The sequence below is a fragment of the Cryobacterium sp. TMT1-2-1 genome, assembly GCF_004403955.1.
GTDB lineage: Bacteria > Actinomycetota > Actinomycetes > Actinomycetales > Microbacteriaceae > Cryobacterium > Cryobacterium psychrotolerans.
This window is the reverse complement of sequence record NZ_SOHC01000023.1, coordinates 1-14458: the sequence shown is the minus strand read 5'-3', so window position 1 is coordinate 14458 and position 14458 is coordinate 1. Positions and strand designations below refer to the sequence as shown.

Below are 14458 nucleotides of genomic sequence, written 5' to 3'. Positions count from 1 at the left end.
CACGGCTCTCGGCCGCGCGGCCCCGGACCACCCGGACCACCCGGACCACCCAGGTCGCCAGGGTTACTGAGCCGTGTCAGCCCAGCCGGTTGCGGTGGGCTCTGCGAGGACCTGCCGTGCCACGGCGGCGGCTGATTCCACGGCCGCTGTCGCGTTTTTCTCGCCCGTAGCCGCCGCTAGTCCGGCCGCGTAGCCGACAACGAAGGTGCTGATGGGACCCGCTGACGGGCTGACAACGCTCGATTCCGCCGCGAGGTCAAGCAGCAGATTGCGATCAACCTGAAGGTCGAGAATCTGCAGGGCCTGGGTGAGCTGGCGGCTCCAGTCACGCAGTTCAGGTTCGCGGGCGTCATGGTCCGTCATCGTGGCTCCTTGATTCGGCAGTAGGCGCAGGTATCCTCTCAGGCTTATCACCGATCGTGTTTCTTCGATACCCAGTGCGCGCGCCGAGCCCATGAATCCGAAAGCCACACCGAGAGCGTGAGCGTGTTCGCGGCGACGTACTGAATAGTCGGTGGTCTGAAGCCGCGTCTCGGCATGAGTGAGACCGCCTGGCTGCCACGGGGCAGACTAGGGGGGCACGCCCATTCACCGACGGACAGGACGCATACATGCGCTATCGCACTCTCGGAAACAGCGGGGCGGTCGTCTCGACCTACGCCCTCGGTACGATGACCTTCGGCGCGGAGGCCGACTCCAACACCTCCCACGCGCTGCTCGACACCTTTGTGGCCGCCGGCGGCACTCTCGTCGACACCGCGGATGTCTACAGCGCCGGCGTCTCAGAACAGATCATCGGCACCTGGCTCGCGGCGCACCCGGTGGAACGCGAGCAGATCGTGCTCACCACCAAGGGCCGTTTTCCCATGGGTAGTGGCCCAACGACCTCGGCACCAGCCGCCGCCACCTGATTCGCGCCCTCGATGACTCCCTGCGCCGCCTCGGCACCGAACACATCGACCTCTACCAACTGCACGCCTGGGACCCGGTCACCCCGCTCGAGGAAACCCTGCGCTTCCTCGACGACGCCATCCGCGGGGGCAAGATCGGCTACTGGGGCGTCTCCAACTTCACCGGATGGCAGCTCACCAAGGCCGCGCACCGGGCACAGGCGCTCGGCTTCACCCCGCCGGTCACCCTCCAGCCGCAATACAGCCTGCTGGTCCGCGAAATCGAGAGCGAAATCGTGCCAGCCGCCCTCGACGCCGGCCTCGGGCTGCTGCCCTGGTCGCCCCTCGGCGGCGGCTGGCTCACCGGCAAATACCAGCGCGACGTGGACCCGACCGGCGCCACCCGCCTCGGCGAGGACCCGCAGCGCGGCATGGAAGCGTGGCTGCCGCGCAATGAACTCGACCGCACCTGGAGGATCGTCGACACCGTCGCCGCGGTGGCCGCAGAGATCGGTGCGACGAGCGGGCAGGTCTCCCTGGCGTGGCTCGAAGCGCAACCGGGCGTCACCGCGGTGATCCTGGGGGCGCGCACGGTGGCTCAACTGAGCGAGAACCTGGACGCGGCATCCGTGGCGCTGAGCCCGACGCAGCTCGAGCGGTTGAGCAAGGTCAGCGCCCCCGTCGTCTCGGACTACCCCTACGGGACCGCGGCGCTCGAACAGCGCGGCCGCCGGCTGCCCGGCGGCCGCTGACCCCGGCCGTTGCCACAACGGATGCCCGCCACCGGAAGGCCCCTCACATGCTGACTCCCGCCCAGATTCACGACCTGCCCAAGGTCGAACTGCACCTGCATATAGAAGGGACGCTGGAGCCGGAGCTGATTATGCAGCTCGCAGAGCGCAACGGCATCCGCTTGCCCTGGGCCGACATTGAGGAGCTGCGCCGGCAGTACGAATTCACCGACCTCCAGTCGTTCTTGAACCTGTACTACGCCAACATGGCGGTGCTGCAGACCGAGGCCGACTTCGCCGATCTGACCCGCGCCTATCTGCGGCGCGCGCAGGCGGCCGGCGTGCGGCACGCCGAGATCTTTATGGACCCGCAGGCGCACACCGTGCGCGGGGTGGACCTCGCAACCTGCGTGAACGGGGTGGCGTCGGCGATTGCCGAGAGCGAAGCCGAATTCGGAGTGTCTTCGGCCCTGATCGTGACCTTTTTGCGCGACCGTGAGGCCGCCGAGGCCCTCACGATGATGCACGACCTCATCGAGATGCGGGCGCCGATCGTGGGCATCGGGCTGGACTCGGCCGAGGTCGGGCATCCGCCGATCGACTTTGTCGAGGTCTTCGCGCTTGCCCGCGAGCACGGTCTGCAGTGTGTGGCGCACGCCGGTGAGGAGGGCCCGCCGGCGTATGTGTGGCAGGCGCTCGAGCTGTTGCAGGTGTCGCGTATCGACCACGGCATCCGCAGCCTCGAAGATGACGTGCTCGTGGAACACCTGGTCAAGCACCAGATCCCGCTCACCGTGTGCCCATTCTCGAACGTGCGGCTGCGCGTGGTCGACACGCTCGCCGACCACCCGCTGCCGGCGATGCTGGCCCGCGGACTGGCCGTCACCGTTAACTCCGATGACCCGGCGTACTTCGGCGGTTACCTCGACGACAACTTCACGGCCCTCACCGACACCCTCAGTTTCGGTGCCGAGGAGGTCGCAACCCTCGCCCGCAACGCGGTGCGGGCATCCTTCCTGACAGCGGATGCCCAGGCCCCCCTGTTGATGGAGATCAACGAGTGGCTCTCCGCCCAGCTCTGAACCCGCCGCTGTGTGGCCGCAGGGGCCTGGCCCACGAGGCCGAGGCGCGCGAGCGGATCCAGCCGGTCGATGAGGCTTTTGTGTGCAGTTCGTGATCTGTAGCTGTTGCCGAGTGTGATGGTGACGGTCAGGGTCGTGGTTTCGGTCGGGTTGTGTGCGCGGTCGCTGGGGTGTTTTCTCGGGCTTTCCGGTTGCGGAGGACGCGCAACACGATCGGCAGGATTGCGGGGAGGTAGCGAAGGAAGCGGAACACGGTGTCCTTCCGGTTTGGGGGTGGACGCCGGCCCCGCCGGTGGGCGGGGCCGGCGAAGAGAGCTGGTGATTCGGCGTCGGTAGGCTCGCCCGAGGGGAGGCGGGCGTGACGCTGCTGCCGGAGAGGGGTTCAGCCGACGCCTTATTTCCGGAAGTTCTTGATGGTGGTCTGCAAGAGTCCTGCGATCGGTCTCTGCTGCTCTCCCTGCTGTGCGGCAAGCACGATGATGACGAGTGTGAGTGCGGGGGTGGCCCATTGCAGGATGCGCTGCTGACGCTGCGCCGACGCGAGGCGGTCGGAGCTACCGTGCGCGGGTTCGGTGACGCCCTCGGTCGGTTCGCCTTGGTGGTCGTTGATGGTCCGGCCGAGAATTCCGGAGTATGCGGTGGTCGCACCGGCGAGGACGGTCACGATGATCTTCCAGGTCGTGTTGGTTCGGCTTTCCTCCTGCGCGGAGAGGCGGGTCTTGTTGGCTCTGATGAGCCCGATGCCGCCGATACCGTGGGCGAGGAGCGCAGCTATCTGTACCGGCGCCCATTTGGCCCAGCCGAGCGACGAAAGCCGGAGCCGCTCGCGGGGTGACGATGCCTCGGCTGTCGCACCGTTCAGGCCGACGGCACCCATCAGGGAACCGCCAAACCATGCGGCTAGTCCGAGATCGTGCAAGCTTCTGACGAATGTGTTGCGACCACTCATGGGGGCCTCCTTCGTTGTGAAATGAAAACGACACTTCGCTCACAGTCATACGTAGATCGATTTTTCAGGGTGGACAGTACCACGATCACGGCTGGCAAGACAGGATCCGGGTGATGAATCATCGCTCGCGAAACGGTGTGCCTCGTGATCGTGTACGTGGAGTTGTGGGGTGTCACGCGAGTCGGCGTTGGTTGTGCGCACGGTTCGCGCGGAGGCCGGAGTTGTGGGAGATGTAGGGCAACAGAATCCGGGGGCTTGACATGTCTGGTTGGTCGCGCGCTACTGGTGAAAACACATGCTCGGGCGCAGTTCGCGTTCGATAAGACGAAGGAGCTTGACATGTCTGACACAACAACATCAAGCGCGTCCCACACTCAGGACAGCGGCACCGGTAAGACGACGATTGAAAATAGCGTGGTCGCGAAGGTCGCCGGGATCGCCGCGAAAGACGTCGCAGGCGTTTATGCGCTCGGTGGCGGGGCGCAGCGGGTGGTCGGTGCCATCCGCGGGCTGGCCGGTGCGGAATCGCAGTCGCAGGGCATCAGCGTTGAAGTTGGCGAGACGCAGGTCGCAGTGGATGTGACCATGGTTGCCGAGTACCCGCTGCCATTGCAGGATCTGGCCGAGCGTGTCCGACAGTCGGTGATCCGCGCGATTGAGACAATCGTGGGCATGGAGGTCACCGAGGTGAACGTGACCATCAACGACGTGCACATTCCCGCCGATGATGACGACGACACCGAGAAGCGTGTCCAGTGAACGCCACCACGGCCGGGATCCTGATCGGGGCCATACTCGTGATCGTGTGGATCACGTTGGGCTTTGGCGCGTTCGTGCTCGTCCTGGTGGGGATGATCGTGGGCGGGATCGTCGGCCGAATCGTTGACGGCAAGCTCGACCTCCCGGGTGTTGTGGATGCCGTCCGAGGTAGGCGCTCCTCGTCATGAGCGATGCAGAGTTCTCGTCCCGTGCCGTCCAGCGGGGGCGCACGAGGATCACCGCGCGTGCTCTGGAGAAGATTGTGTCTGCGGTCGCTGCGGATGCGTTCGGTGTTGAGCAGAAGCGGGTGTCGCTGCAGATTGAGGATGCGCGCGGCGAGCTGAGTCTGTGGGTCAAGACACCGTTGCCGGTCCCGTCATTGGAGGAGATCCGCGAAGATCCAGCCCGAGTCGCAGACGGTGGCGGCCCGGTCTTGGAGCGGGCGAATCGGGCGCAGGAGAACATCCGAGAGCACGTTCAAAGGATCACCGGATCCGCGGTGGCACGGGTGATGGTGGAGATCACCGGTGCGGACGTCACCCCGCAGAGGAGAGTGAAATGACATCCGAGCAAGCTACCTACGCCCGGGTGATTCGTCGTGAAACGCATTCGCCCCGGTCGGGATTGGCCATCGTCCTCGCGGTCATCCTCATCCTGGTCTGCGCGTGGCTGGGCACCGAAATCGTGCTCGCCCTGCTGGGGCGGCCTGCCCTGCTGGTTGCCCCTGTCGACATGGGCCGCGGGGTCGTCGCGATCGGTCGGTATCCGACCGTGCCCGTCATCATCGCCGGTGTGATCGTGGCAATCATCGGGTTGATTTTGGTGGTCGTGTCTGTCTCGGCCGGTCGGCGTGCCCGCCATGTGCTTCCGTCGCAGCGCAGCGCGATCGTCGTCGATGACGAGGTCATCGCTTCAGCGCTGGCACGGCAGGCTTCCTACGCCGGCAATATTGATCCGGATGATGTCGAGGTCCGTGTTTCCCGACGGTCGGCGTCGGTGCGCATCCGGCCCACCTCGGGGCAGTCCGTGGACAAAGATGCAATCGAACACGCGGTCACTGAGATGCTGGAGCGCTATCAGACCGCCCCGGCGTTGCACGCACGGGTGTCGGTGCAGAACGAAGCGAAGGTTGGCGCGTGAACGACACCAACCGTGCCACGAACCGGATCCTCATCCTCGTCATCGGCATGATCACCCTGGCCGTCGGTGCCGGGAGCATTCTCCTCGGGATCGCCGGCCCGGTGCGATCCGGGTGGCGACGCGCTGCCCCGGATGTGTCTCAGCAGATCGCGGACACGTTCGCGGCCGCGACGATTCCCGGAACCTCGAGCAGCTGGCTCTCGGTGGCGGGCGTGGCTGTGCTGATCGTGTTGGTCGTGCTGCTGATCGTATTCATCCTGCGACAAGGCAACGGGCGCACCAGGCACCTGCTCCGCAGCGAACCCGGCGAGCACGGCGGGGTCGCCATCGACGCCGCGTTCGCCGAGCAGTCGCTGCAGAACTTTCTCGACACCAAGTCCGAGCTGGTCGCCTCCCATGTCTCGACCTACCAGGTTCGGAACACACCCGTACTGAAAGTCGTCGTCACATGCCGGCGGGGAGTTTCTCCCAAAGACGTCGGGGACGTTATCGATTCCTCCCTCGCATCACTGGATCACCTCCTGGGCCAGCACCTGTCCACGTTCGTGCAGATCAGCGGCGGGTTCCGCGCTCGCATGACCAAATCCACCCGGCTGCAATAGATCGAGGCGCGGCCGGGACCGAGTGCGGGGGAGGGGAGAACGCCGCGTGTCGTCGGGGCCTCTCATCAGGGCTTTGTCGCATCCGGGGCGGGTTGTTACTCTGACCCAATGAAGAACTTTGACACCGTTGTCATCGGTGCGGGCGTCTCTGGGTTAACCGCCGCGCGGCTGTTGGCGCGGCAAGGGCAACCTCAACATCAAACCCATCCGCGACACCCAGAAGAACTGGACCTCAGGTCGTATCGAAACCCAGCGCACAGACTTCCAGCCCGACCCTGGCAAGAAGATGGCAGTCGAGGCCCGCATCCAGATGCCGAACGTCACCGGCACAGCGGCGCAGGGCTACTGGCCGGCGTTCTGGATGCTCGGCGCTCCATTCCGCGGTAACTACACGAACTGGCCGTCGGTGGGCGAGATGGACATCATGGAAAACGTCAACGGCGTGAACACGGTCTGGGCGACGTTGCACTGCGGCACGAGCCCCGGCGGTCCGTGCAACGTGCCCACGGGTCTCGGCGGCAGCACGACGTGCCCAGGTGCCCCGTGCCAGTCGGCGTTCCATGTCTACCGAATTGAGTGGGACCGCAGGGGCGCGAGCGAACAGCTCCGTTGGTCCGTGGACGGCGTCGTCTACCACATCGTCAATCAGGGCGATGTAGACGCCACGACGTGGGCCAATGCCACCGGCCACGGCTTCTTCATCATCCTCAATGTGGCCATTGGCGGCAGCTGGCCGGGTCGCCCCAGTGGGCTGACAAAGTCGGGGATACCCATGCTCGTTGACTACGTTTCGGTATATAAGAGCATTTAGGCTCTTCGGCACGAGGCGGGCGGTCCGTATGTGCGGGCCGCTCGCCGCCGCACCGGATCGACCTTCCCCCTCGGGGGCCGCACCGCACCGAGGCGCCCGGACTCCCTGCGAATACGGGAATGCAGTCTCGCTTCACGAGGTTGACCGATATATCGTTAAGTATCGCCGAGCCTGGATGGCTGTGGCGCTGAGGAGGAAGATCATGAGCAATTCATTCATGGGGGATGGGTTCGGGGGACGCCGCGGCGGCGGCGGAGAAGGCTGGCCGGGTTCCGTGGTGTGGGACGCGATGGAGCAGCTGCGCGGCCAGTTCGACCGCAAGGCCGGCCCGAGGATGGGCCGCGGCGACGTGCGCGCGGCGGTGCTTGCGCTGCTCGCCGAGAAGCCGATGCACGGCTATCAGATCATCCAGGAGATCGAGGAACGCAGCAATGGTGCGTGGAAGCCGAGTCCCGGCTCGGTGTATCCCACGCTTCAGCTGCTGGCGGACGAGGGCGTCATCGCCGCCGAGGAGTCCAACGGTCGCAAGACCTACTCGCTCACCGACGAGGGGCGACAGATGGCGGATGCCGCGGCAGATCAGCCTGCGCCGTGGGAGGCGCCGAGTGCTCGGGACAGCGGGCGGGCGAGCGCGCTGCCCAAGGCCGGCATCGACCTGGCCCAGGCAGCCGCACAGGTCGGGCGCTCCGGCAGCCCGGAGCAGGTGAAACAGGCTGTTGCCGTTCTGGAAGAGGCACGTCGTAAGCTCTATTCCATCCTCGCCCAGGACTGACCGAGTGCTCACAGCACGTCGGCATCAAGGAGATCAGATGACCGACGTCGGGAACATGCGCGCCCGCACCCGCAGGATCCTGTGGTTCGCCGCCCGCCATCTGGCGCAGACGTGGTGGTACGAACTGTTTCTGCCGCGGGTCGGGCTCGCGCGGGTCGCAGCGCGAAACAGGTCGGCGCGCCTGCAGCGCATTGCGCAGCGCTTCCACGTGCTCGCTGTCGACCTCGGCGGCCTGATGATCAAGGTCGGCCAGTTCATGTCGTCGCGCCTCGACGTGCTGCCGCCGGAGATCACGAAGGAGCTCGAGGGTCTGCAGGACGAGGTTCCGCCGGTGCCGTTCCCGGAGATCCGAACCCTCGCGGAAGCCGAGCTGGGTGTGACGCTCGAGCGAGCGTTCTCGTTCATCGATCCAACGCCGGTGGCCGCGGCATCCCTCGGTCAGGTGCACCGCGCTCGGCTCTCGGAAACGGATGCCGCCGACACCGGCCTGCTCGACGTGGTCGTCAAGATTCAACGGCCGGGCATCCGCACGATCGTCGATGTCGACCTCAGCGCTCTGCGCCGTGTCGCCCGCTGGCTCAGCCACATTCGCCTGGTCTCGGATCGCGTCGACGTGCCCGCCCTCGTCGAGGAGTTCGCGGTCACGAGTCTCGAGGAGATCGACTACCTGCACGAGGCGGCGAACGCCGAGCGGTTCGCTCAGTCCTTCGCAGGCGACGCCCGGGTCGGCGTTCCCGACCTGGTGTGGGAGCGCACCACCAGGCGGGTGCTGACCCTGCAGGATGTGACCGCCATCAAGATCAACGATGTGGACGGGCTGAGGGCGGCCGGCATCGACCCGGCCGAAGTGGCCACCGAGTTCGCGGCCGTCATGTTCGACCAGCTTTTCGTGCACGGCTACTTCCACGCCGACCCGCACCCCGGCAACATCTTCGTCACGCCCCTTCGCGACGCCGGTGTGCCCGGAGCGGGCGGCAGCCGGGGCTGGAAGTTCACCTTCATCGACTTCGGGATGATGGGCGACGTGCCCGATGCCCTGCGGGAGGGTCTTCGGAAGCTGCTCATCGCCGCCGCGTCACGCAACGGCAAGGGGATGGTGGACGGCATCCGCGAGGTGGGTGTGCTCCTGCCCTCCGCTGACACCGCGGAACTCGAGCGGGCGATGACGAAGCTGTTCGCCCGGTTCGGCGGGATGGGTTTCGCCGAGTTGCAGGATGTCGACCCGCGCGAGTTCCGCGCCTTCGCCCTCGAGTTCGGTGATGTGGTGCGCTCGCTGCCGTTTCAGCTTCCGGAGAACTTCCTGCTCATCGTGCGCGCGATGTCGCTGACCTCGGGGATGTGCAGTTCGCTCGACCCCGCCTTCAATATCTGGAATTCCGTCGAGCCGTATTCCGCCCAACTGATCCGGGCCGAGGGCGGGAACCTGGTGCAGACGGTGGCAAAGGAAGCGATGTCGGCCGCGGGCATCATCGCGCGGCTGCCCCAGCGGCTTGACAACCTCACCACGCGGATCGAAGAGGGTACGGTCTCGGTGCAGACCCCGCGGCTCGAGCGTCGCCTGGCCGACCTCGAGCGAACGGGACGGCGGATCGTCTCGGCAATCCTCTTCGCCGCCCTGCTGATCGGCGGCATCCTGCTGCGCGCCGAGGATGCCGTGATCGGAACGGTGCTCATCGCCGTTTCTGCGCTCCCGCTGCTCCACGCCCTCTTCGCCCGGATCCTGGCGCGGCGCGGCCCTCTGCCCTAGCTGGTGGCCCGGCGCACCAGAGCCTCAAGGCGCCGGCTGTGCGCGCCGCGCCAGTACACCCGACCACAACCGGTGTACCGCGAAAACGAGCGATAGGTGCGAGCGGTGCCTGGCTCGAGCTGGGCCGCGACCTCTGTGGCGGACACCTCTTCGAGGAGTGCCCCGCAGCGCAGGCATCGCGTCCACGGTGCGAGTCGCGGGGCGAAGCGACTGAGGATGTCGTCGAGTTGCGCGTCCACGTCGTCTGTGCGGATGAGCGCACCGTCGTGCACGTTTCTGCGGAAGAGCAGTCCGCGGTCCCGGGTGAGCAACTCCCGCTGCTCGGTCGCGGAACGGGTGGCAAGGCTGGAGTCATCGCCATCGGGCTCATAGGCCGCGTCGATGCCGAGTAGGCGCATCCGTCGCGCCAGCGTGCGCTGACGCGTGTCCGATGTGCGTCGTGCGAAGTGCCTCGCGGCCGATCCTCCGGCCGTCGACGGATGCGGCCCCGACCTCAGTCAGCGGCACGCCCAGGACCTGAAGGAGGTGTGCCACCGTTTCTGTGGGAGCTGCATCACGCACGACGCGGTCTCCCCGGTCTCGCCTGGGCAGCAGGGACCGGAGTGAGGGATCGACCTCGACAATGACGAACGGCACGTCGACATCGTGCCTGCAGCTCACTCCGGGAGCAAGACACCGGTCGCGATTCCAGTTGGGCGTACGACCGCTATGCTCGCTTCATGACCTGGCTCCCGATTCAACCCTGCCCGCCGGGCGGGAGTTGTACCGGAAGGACCACACCACGGTCGAACACCCCTGGCCGCTGAAGAACAAGCTGCCCGCTGGACACCAGCCCTTCACGAAATGGGAGCTCCTCGAGATGCTCGAGGAGCTCCCGGACCCTGAGACGCCGATTTGGATCGACAACTACTGGCAGATTCGCCGTCAGATCACGCAGCGGCCCGTTGACCTGATGTACATCGCCACGGATGGCTTCCACATCGGATAGCGATTGACCGGGCCGTCTCTGAGCGGGCGGCCCGGTCATGGAAGAATTTCGGATGCTGCGTGGGGTCGTACGGTGCGCTCCCGCGAGTGACCGGCGCACCGATCGGGTGCAGAATGACCGCATGGCGACGAATTCATCTTTACCGGCGCCTGCGCCGCCCACCCCGGTTGAGCAGGGTCGCGCCGCCCTTGCCCGCCATGCGTGGGGGGAGGCATTCGAACAGCTGACCAAGGCCGACGCCCAGGGTCAGCTTGATGGGGGCGACCTCGAGCTCCTGGCGACAGCGGCGTGGTGGACGGGTCAGCTGCCCCAGGCCATCGAGGTCCGCGAACGCAGCTATGCCGCTGCGATGAAGGCCAACCGGCTCGAGGCGGCCGTCATGGCGGCGGTCAGCCTGGCGCGTGACAACGTCTACCGGGCTGCCGATTCCATGTCGGCCGCCTGGGCCCGCCGCGCCGAGCGATCGCTGGAAAATGTGCCTGAAAACGCCGCGCATGGCTGGCTCGCGATCGTGCGTTCGTTCCGCGCCGCCATGTCGGCGATATCGATACCGCGCTCGCGGCGGCGACCCTGGCCGAGGAGATCGGGCGGCGATTGGAGGATCGGGATGTTGCGGTGATGGCCCAGGCGGAACGCGGGTTCGCGCTGGTCAACCGGGGTCATGTCGACGAAGGGCTTGCCCTGGTCGACGAGTCCAGCGTGGCGGCGGTCGCCGGTGAGCTCGAGCCGGGCACGGCAGGCGGAATCTGCTGCACGACCATCGGCACGTGCGCGAGTCTGGGTGAGTGGCGACGCGCGGCCGAGTGGACCGAGGCGCAGGATCGCTGGTGCAAACGGGAGGGCATCAACGGGTTCCCGGGCATGTGTCGCCTCTATCGATCCGAGATCAAGCAGCTGCGCGGCCAGTGGCTGGAAGCGGAGGCCGAGGCGCGCCGGGCATCGATCGAACTCGAGAACTTCATTTCGGCCGCGGCCGCCCTGGCGCTCTACCGGATCGGTGCGATTCGCCTCCAGCGTGGCGACCTGGAGGCTGCCGAGGAGGTCCTGACGCAGGCGCACGCCCGCGGGACGAAGACCGAGCCGGCGTTCTCGCTGCTGTGCCTCGCGCAGGGACGCACTGAAGTTGCAGCGGCGTCCATTCGGCGCGCCCTCGAGGACCCGCCGAGAACGACGTCCTGGGACGCGCCGCCGGACACGCCGCTGATGCGGATGCCCCTGCTGCGGGCCCAGATCGAGATCGCCCTGGCGGCGAAAGATCTCGCGACTGCGCGCGCGGCCGTCGATGAGCTCGAGGCGCTCGCGGGCCGGTTCGGCAGCCAGGCGATCGGGGCCGGCGTCGCAAGCGCGCGCGGCATGTTCCAGCTGGCCTCGGGTGGCGCGCCGGTCGCCGAGGTCGCCCTCCGCACCGCCGTCGAGGCGTGGACGAGACTGGAGGCGCCGCACGAGGCAGCGCGGGCGCGGATGGGGCTGGCCCAGGCGTGCGCGGCGAACGACAACGCGGACCGAGCCGCGGTCGAACTGCGGGCCGCCGCCGACACATTCGAGCACCTCGGTGCCCTCATCGACCTGTCGAGGGCCCGAGAGCTCCTCGCCTCCCTCGGCGACGAGGGAGGCGGCGCACCGAGGCACACCGACGCCCGGCAGCTGAAGGCGTTCGTCTTCACCGACATCGTCGACTCGACAAAGCTGGGCGAGCTGCTCGGCGACGAGGCCTGGGGGAAGCTCATGCGCTGGCACGATCAGGCGGTGCGATCGGCCGTAGCGGAGCACGGCGGGGAGGAACTCAAGAAGATCGGAGACGGTTTCTTCCTCGCCTTCGACGACACGGACCGCGCGATCGAGGCGAGATCGCCCTCCAGCGCCGCCTGGCCCAGCAACGTGACACCCAGGGTTTCGCCCCGTCAATCCGGGTCGGCATCCACGCCGCCGAGGCGACGCGGCTCGCCTCGGACTATTCGGGCACGGGCGTGAACATCGCCGCCCGGATCGCGGCAGCAGCCTCCGGGTCCGAGATCCTGGTCAGTGAAACGAGCCTTGCGGGCAGCCGGCGCTCGTTCGGCGAGACCGGACGTCGCACACTCGAACTGAAGGGCATCTCAGTGCCAACAACGGTCGTTTCGATCGACTGGCGCTGAGCGGTCGCGCCCTCAACAGAGCGGTTACTGTGGTGCCTATGTCTGGTCAGAACGAGGAGCAGGATCCGGGATCACCGTCGGCCTCGCGGTCACGACCGCCGGCAGACGAAAGCGACCGCGGTCCAGAGCGGCGGGAGCGCCGGTGGAGGAGTCGACTGCTTCATCAGGTGGGCGATGCCACCTCGCTCGCGACGGTGGGGCTGGCGGTCGCATCTCTCACGGCGCTGTGGCTGGCGGTGGGCTTCTTCTTTGCCTTTCCGTCCTGGTGGAACAATGTGCTGTACAGCGTGACGTCCTCGATCACGCTCGTCATGGTGTTCGTGATCCAGCACACCCAGGCCCGACAGCAGGCCGCGACACAGCGCAAACTCGACGAGATGGTGCGAGCCCTTCCGGCCGCGAACAATCGGCTCATTGCCGTTGAGGAGGCCGCCTCCGACGTGGAACTAGAGAACCTGGCGGACAGCAATCTCGATCACCGCAAGCAAGCAGAAACCGAAACCCAGCAATAAGTGTGAGCATGAACCCGTCGTGTCAACGACCCACTGTTCATCCGGCGACGGCCGGACCGTTTCCCCGAATGAACCCGGCGACGGCCGGAGCGAGCGATGCCCCCGCCTCGGCTGGGGTGCGCTTGGTTCCACTGATCTCGAACGAATGGTTCGCGTCGGTCAGCCACTGAAGCGTGGCCGTTGCGCCGATTCATTCGACGACCTGGTCGAGCTCGTCTCGGGTGGCGAACGGGTCGCGCGTGCCCTGCAGGAACAGCGTCGGCAGGTCGATTCCGTACCGGTGCTCGTCGCGCATCGTCTCCGGCTTGCCGGGCGGATGCAACGGGTAGCCGAGCAGGACCAGGCCTGCTGCCGCCATGCCGGCGGCCACCGCCATCGAGGCCATGCGCCCGCCGAAGGACTTGCCTCCCGCCCAGACGGGTTCGCCTGGGGAACGGGAGATCGCGACATCCATGGCCGCCCTCTCTGAGGACTCCATGCGTACATGATGCCCTCCCGCAGCTTCCCGCGGTGCAGGCCTACTTATACATGGCGATGAAGCGGCCGACCACGCCGCCGGCGCGCAGCTTGTCGATCGCCTCGGGGATCTCGGCCTGGGTGATCAGGTTCATCGGCGGGTTGAGCTGGCCCGACTTCATCAGCTTCCGCGCGGCATTGATGCTTCAATCGCACCTGCATCGTGCAACGCTGGTGGCATGGATCTGGAGGTGTCGCCCGCGCTCACGATTCCCGCGTCGGAACTCGGCTGGCGGTTCTCGCGTTCGTCCGGGCCCGGCGGCCAGCACGTCAACACCTCCGACAGTCGCGTCGAGCTCTTCTGGAACGTCGCCGACTCGGCGGCACTCGACGATGACCAGCGGATGCTGCTGCTCACGCGACTCGGGCGTCGCCTCGTCGCCGGGGTGATCACCGTGGCCGCCTCCGAGCGGCGCTCGCAGCTGCGCAACCGCGAGATCGCCCTGGCCAAGCTCGCCGACCTCGTGGCCGCGGGCCTTGCCCCCGATGCGGCTCCCCGCCGCCCGACCAAACCCACCCGGGGCTCGGGCCGGCGGCACCTCGCCGCCAAGCAACAGCGCTCGGCGACGAAACGGCAGCGGCAGCGGCCGTCCGCCGAGTAGCACCGTCCAGCCTGCAGGCTCCAGCCTTTGGTCCCTCGCATAGGTGAGGACGGCCGGCGAACAGTCATACGCCTGCTGTGGAAGCGCGTCGAGCGCGTCGAAGAAGCGCCGTTGCCCCGCGGAACTAGGGCGTGTCTCCTAATTCGTGTAACCAGATGGTGATGGCGCGGAGGACGACTCCTCCGCGGTAGGTGAGGGCGAGTTTGTCGTAGCGAGTGGCGA

18 protein-coding genes and 2 pseudogenes are annotated in these 14458 nt (G+C 66.9%); 16 read left to right on the top strand and 4 right to left on the bottom strand.

Annotated features, from left to right (window positions below):
- Positions 1-63: 63 nt before the first annotated feature.
- Complete coding sequence (locus E3T33_RS03615) at positions 64-363, bottom strand: DUF6457 domain-containing protein (RefSeq protein WP_134475993.1); 300 nt, start codon at positions 361-363, stop codon at positions 64-66.
- Positions 364-611: 248 nt separating this feature from the next.
- Between E3T33_RS03615 and E3T33_RS03610 the strand changes: the two are divergent.
- Together E3T33_RS03610 and E3T33_RS03605 are read left to right on the top strand one after the other, a co-directional pair.
- Positions 612-1642, top strand: a pseudogene (locus E3T33_RS03610) (aldo/keto reductase).
- Between the two features lie 47 nt (positions 1643-1689).
- Entirely contained in the window at positions 1690-2703 is a 1014-nt protein-coding gene (locus E3T33_RS03605; protein ID WP_134574763.1) for an adenosine deaminase, read from the top strand.
- 394 nt (positions 2704-3097) lie between these two features.
- Here E3T33_RS03605 and E3T33_RS03600 read toward each other — a convergent pair whose 3' ends face one another.
- A complete protein-coding gene (locus E3T33_RS03600) occupies positions 3098-3652 on the bottom strand; it encodes a hypothetical protein (RefSeq protein ID WP_092324445.1) in 555 nt (184 codons plus the stop codon).
- A 339-nt stretch (positions 3653-3991) separates the two neighbouring features.
- Here E3T33_RS03600 and E3T33_RS03595 point away from each other — a divergent pair, with 339 nt between their 5' ends.
- From E3T33_RS03595 to E3T33_RS03560, 8 genes are all read left to right on the top strand, one after another.
- Complete coding sequence (locus E3T33_RS03595) at positions 3992-4411, top strand: Asp23/Gls24 family envelope stress response protein (protein ID WP_092324519.1); 420 nt, start codon at positions 3992-3994, stop codon at positions 4409-4411.
- The gene (locus E3T33_RS03590; protein ID WP_092324447.1) at positions 4408-4599 is read left to right on the top strand and encodes a hypothetical protein; all 192 of its coding nucleotides are present in this window, start codon (positions 4408-4410) and stop codon (positions 4597-4599) included. The genes E3T33_RS03595 and E3T33_RS03590 overlap by 4 nt, the downstream gene beginning before the upstream one ends.
- Positions 4596-4973, top strand: a complete 378-nt coding sequence (locus E3T33_RS03585) for a hypothetical protein (RefSeq protein ID WP_092324448.1) — start codon at positions 4596-4598, stop codon at positions 4971-4973. Before E3T33_RS03590 ends, E3T33_RS03585 begins: the two co-directional genes overlap by 4 nt.
- A complete protein-coding gene (locus E3T33_RS03580) occupies positions 4970-5551 on the top strand; it encodes a DUF6286 domain-containing protein (protein ID WP_134574762.1) in 582 nt (193 codons plus the stop codon). Before E3T33_RS03585 ends, E3T33_RS03580 begins: the two co-directional genes overlap by 4 nt.
- Positions 5548-6153, top strand: coding sequence for a hypothetical protein (locus tag E3T33_RS03575; RefSeq protein WP_092324451.1), 606 nt, complete (start codon positions 5548-5550; stop codon positions 6151-6153). Before E3T33_RS03580 ends, E3T33_RS03575 begins: the two co-directional genes overlap by 4 nt.
- A gap of 286 nt (positions 6154-6439) precedes the next feature.
- Positions 6440-6964, top strand: a complete 525-nt coding sequence (locus E3T33_RS03570) for a family 16 glycosylhydrolase (protein ID WP_338419105.1) — start codon at positions 6440-6442, stop codon at positions 6962-6964.
- Between the two features lie 202 nt (positions 6965-7166).
- The gene (locus E3T33_RS03565) at positions 7167-7736 is read left to right on the top strand and encodes a PadR family transcriptional regulator (RefSeq protein WP_092324454.1); all 570 of its coding nucleotides are present in this window, start codon (positions 7167-7169) and stop codon (positions 7734-7736) included.
- Positions 7737-7773: 37 nt separating this feature from the next.
- Complete coding sequence (locus E3T33_RS03560) at positions 7774-9483, top strand: AarF/UbiB family protein (RefSeq protein ID WP_092324456.1); 1710 nt, start codon at positions 7774-7776, stop codon at positions 9481-9483.
- Here E3T33_RS03560 and E3T33_RS15430 read toward each other — a convergent pair.
- Positions 9480-9980 carry a Mut7-C RNAse domain-containing protein gene (locus tag E3T33_RS15430; RefSeq protein WP_277870625.1) on the bottom strand — a complete coding sequence of 167 codons (501 nt, stop codon included), beginning with the start codon at positions 9978-9980 and terminating at the stop codon, positions 9480-9482. The two genes, E3T33_RS03560 and E3T33_RS15430, sit on opposite strands and share 4 nt — an antisense overlap.
- A gap of 263 nt (positions 9981-10243) precedes the next feature.
- Here E3T33_RS15430 and E3T33_RS03550 point away from each other — a divergent pair, with 263 nt between their 5' ends.
- The 5 genes from E3T33_RS03550 (at position 10244) to E3T33_RS03535 (ending at position 13118) form a co-directional block, all read left to right on the top strand.
- The gene (locus tag E3T33_RS03550; protein ID WP_092324457.1) at positions 10244-10471 is read left to right on the top strand and encodes a hypothetical protein; all 228 of its coding nucleotides are present in this window, start codon (positions 10244-10246) and stop codon (positions 10469-10471) included.
- 121 nt (positions 10472-10592) lie between these two features.
- Positions 10593-11090, top strand: coding sequence for a hypothetical protein (locus E3T33_RS03545; RefSeq protein ID WP_092324459.1), 498 nt, complete (start codon positions 10593-10595; stop codon positions 11088-11090).
- Complete coding sequence (locus E3T33_RS03540; protein WP_134574761.1) at positions 11087-12442, top strand: hypothetical protein; 1356 nt, start codon at positions 11087-11089, stop codon at positions 12440-12442. The genes E3T33_RS03545 and E3T33_RS03540 overlap by 4 nt, the downstream gene beginning before the upstream one ends.
- Positions 12439-12606, top strand: coding sequence for a hypothetical protein (locus E3T33_RS15140; protein WP_166784378.1), 168 nt, complete (start codon positions 12439-12441; stop codon positions 12604-12606). The genes E3T33_RS03540 and E3T33_RS15140 overlap by 4 nt, the downstream gene beginning before the upstream one ends.
- A gap of 167 nt (positions 12607-12773) precedes the next feature.
- Positions 12774-13118, top strand: a complete 345-nt coding sequence (locus tag E3T33_RS03535) for a low affinity iron permease family protein (protein ID WP_166784377.1) — start codon at positions 12774-12776, stop codon at positions 13116-13118.
- Positions 13119-13155: 37 nt separating this feature from the next.
- Here E3T33_RS03535 and E3T33_RS15505 read toward each other — a convergent pair.
- Positions 13156-13581 (bottom strand): annotated as a pseudogene (locus E3T33_RS15505) (alpha/beta family hydrolase); the annotation flags it as partial.
- A 232-nt stretch (positions 13582-13813) separates the two neighbouring features.
- On the opposite strand from E3T33_RS15505, the gene arfB reads away from it, so the two are divergent.
- Positions 13814-14236: an alternative ribosome rescue aminoacyl-tRNA hydrolase ArfB gene (gene arfB / locus E3T33_RS03520; protein ID WP_092324465.1), complete on the top strand. Its 423-nt coding sequence runs from the start codon at positions 13814-13816 to the stop codon at positions 14234-14236.
- Positions 14237-14458 lie beyond the last annotated feature (222 nt).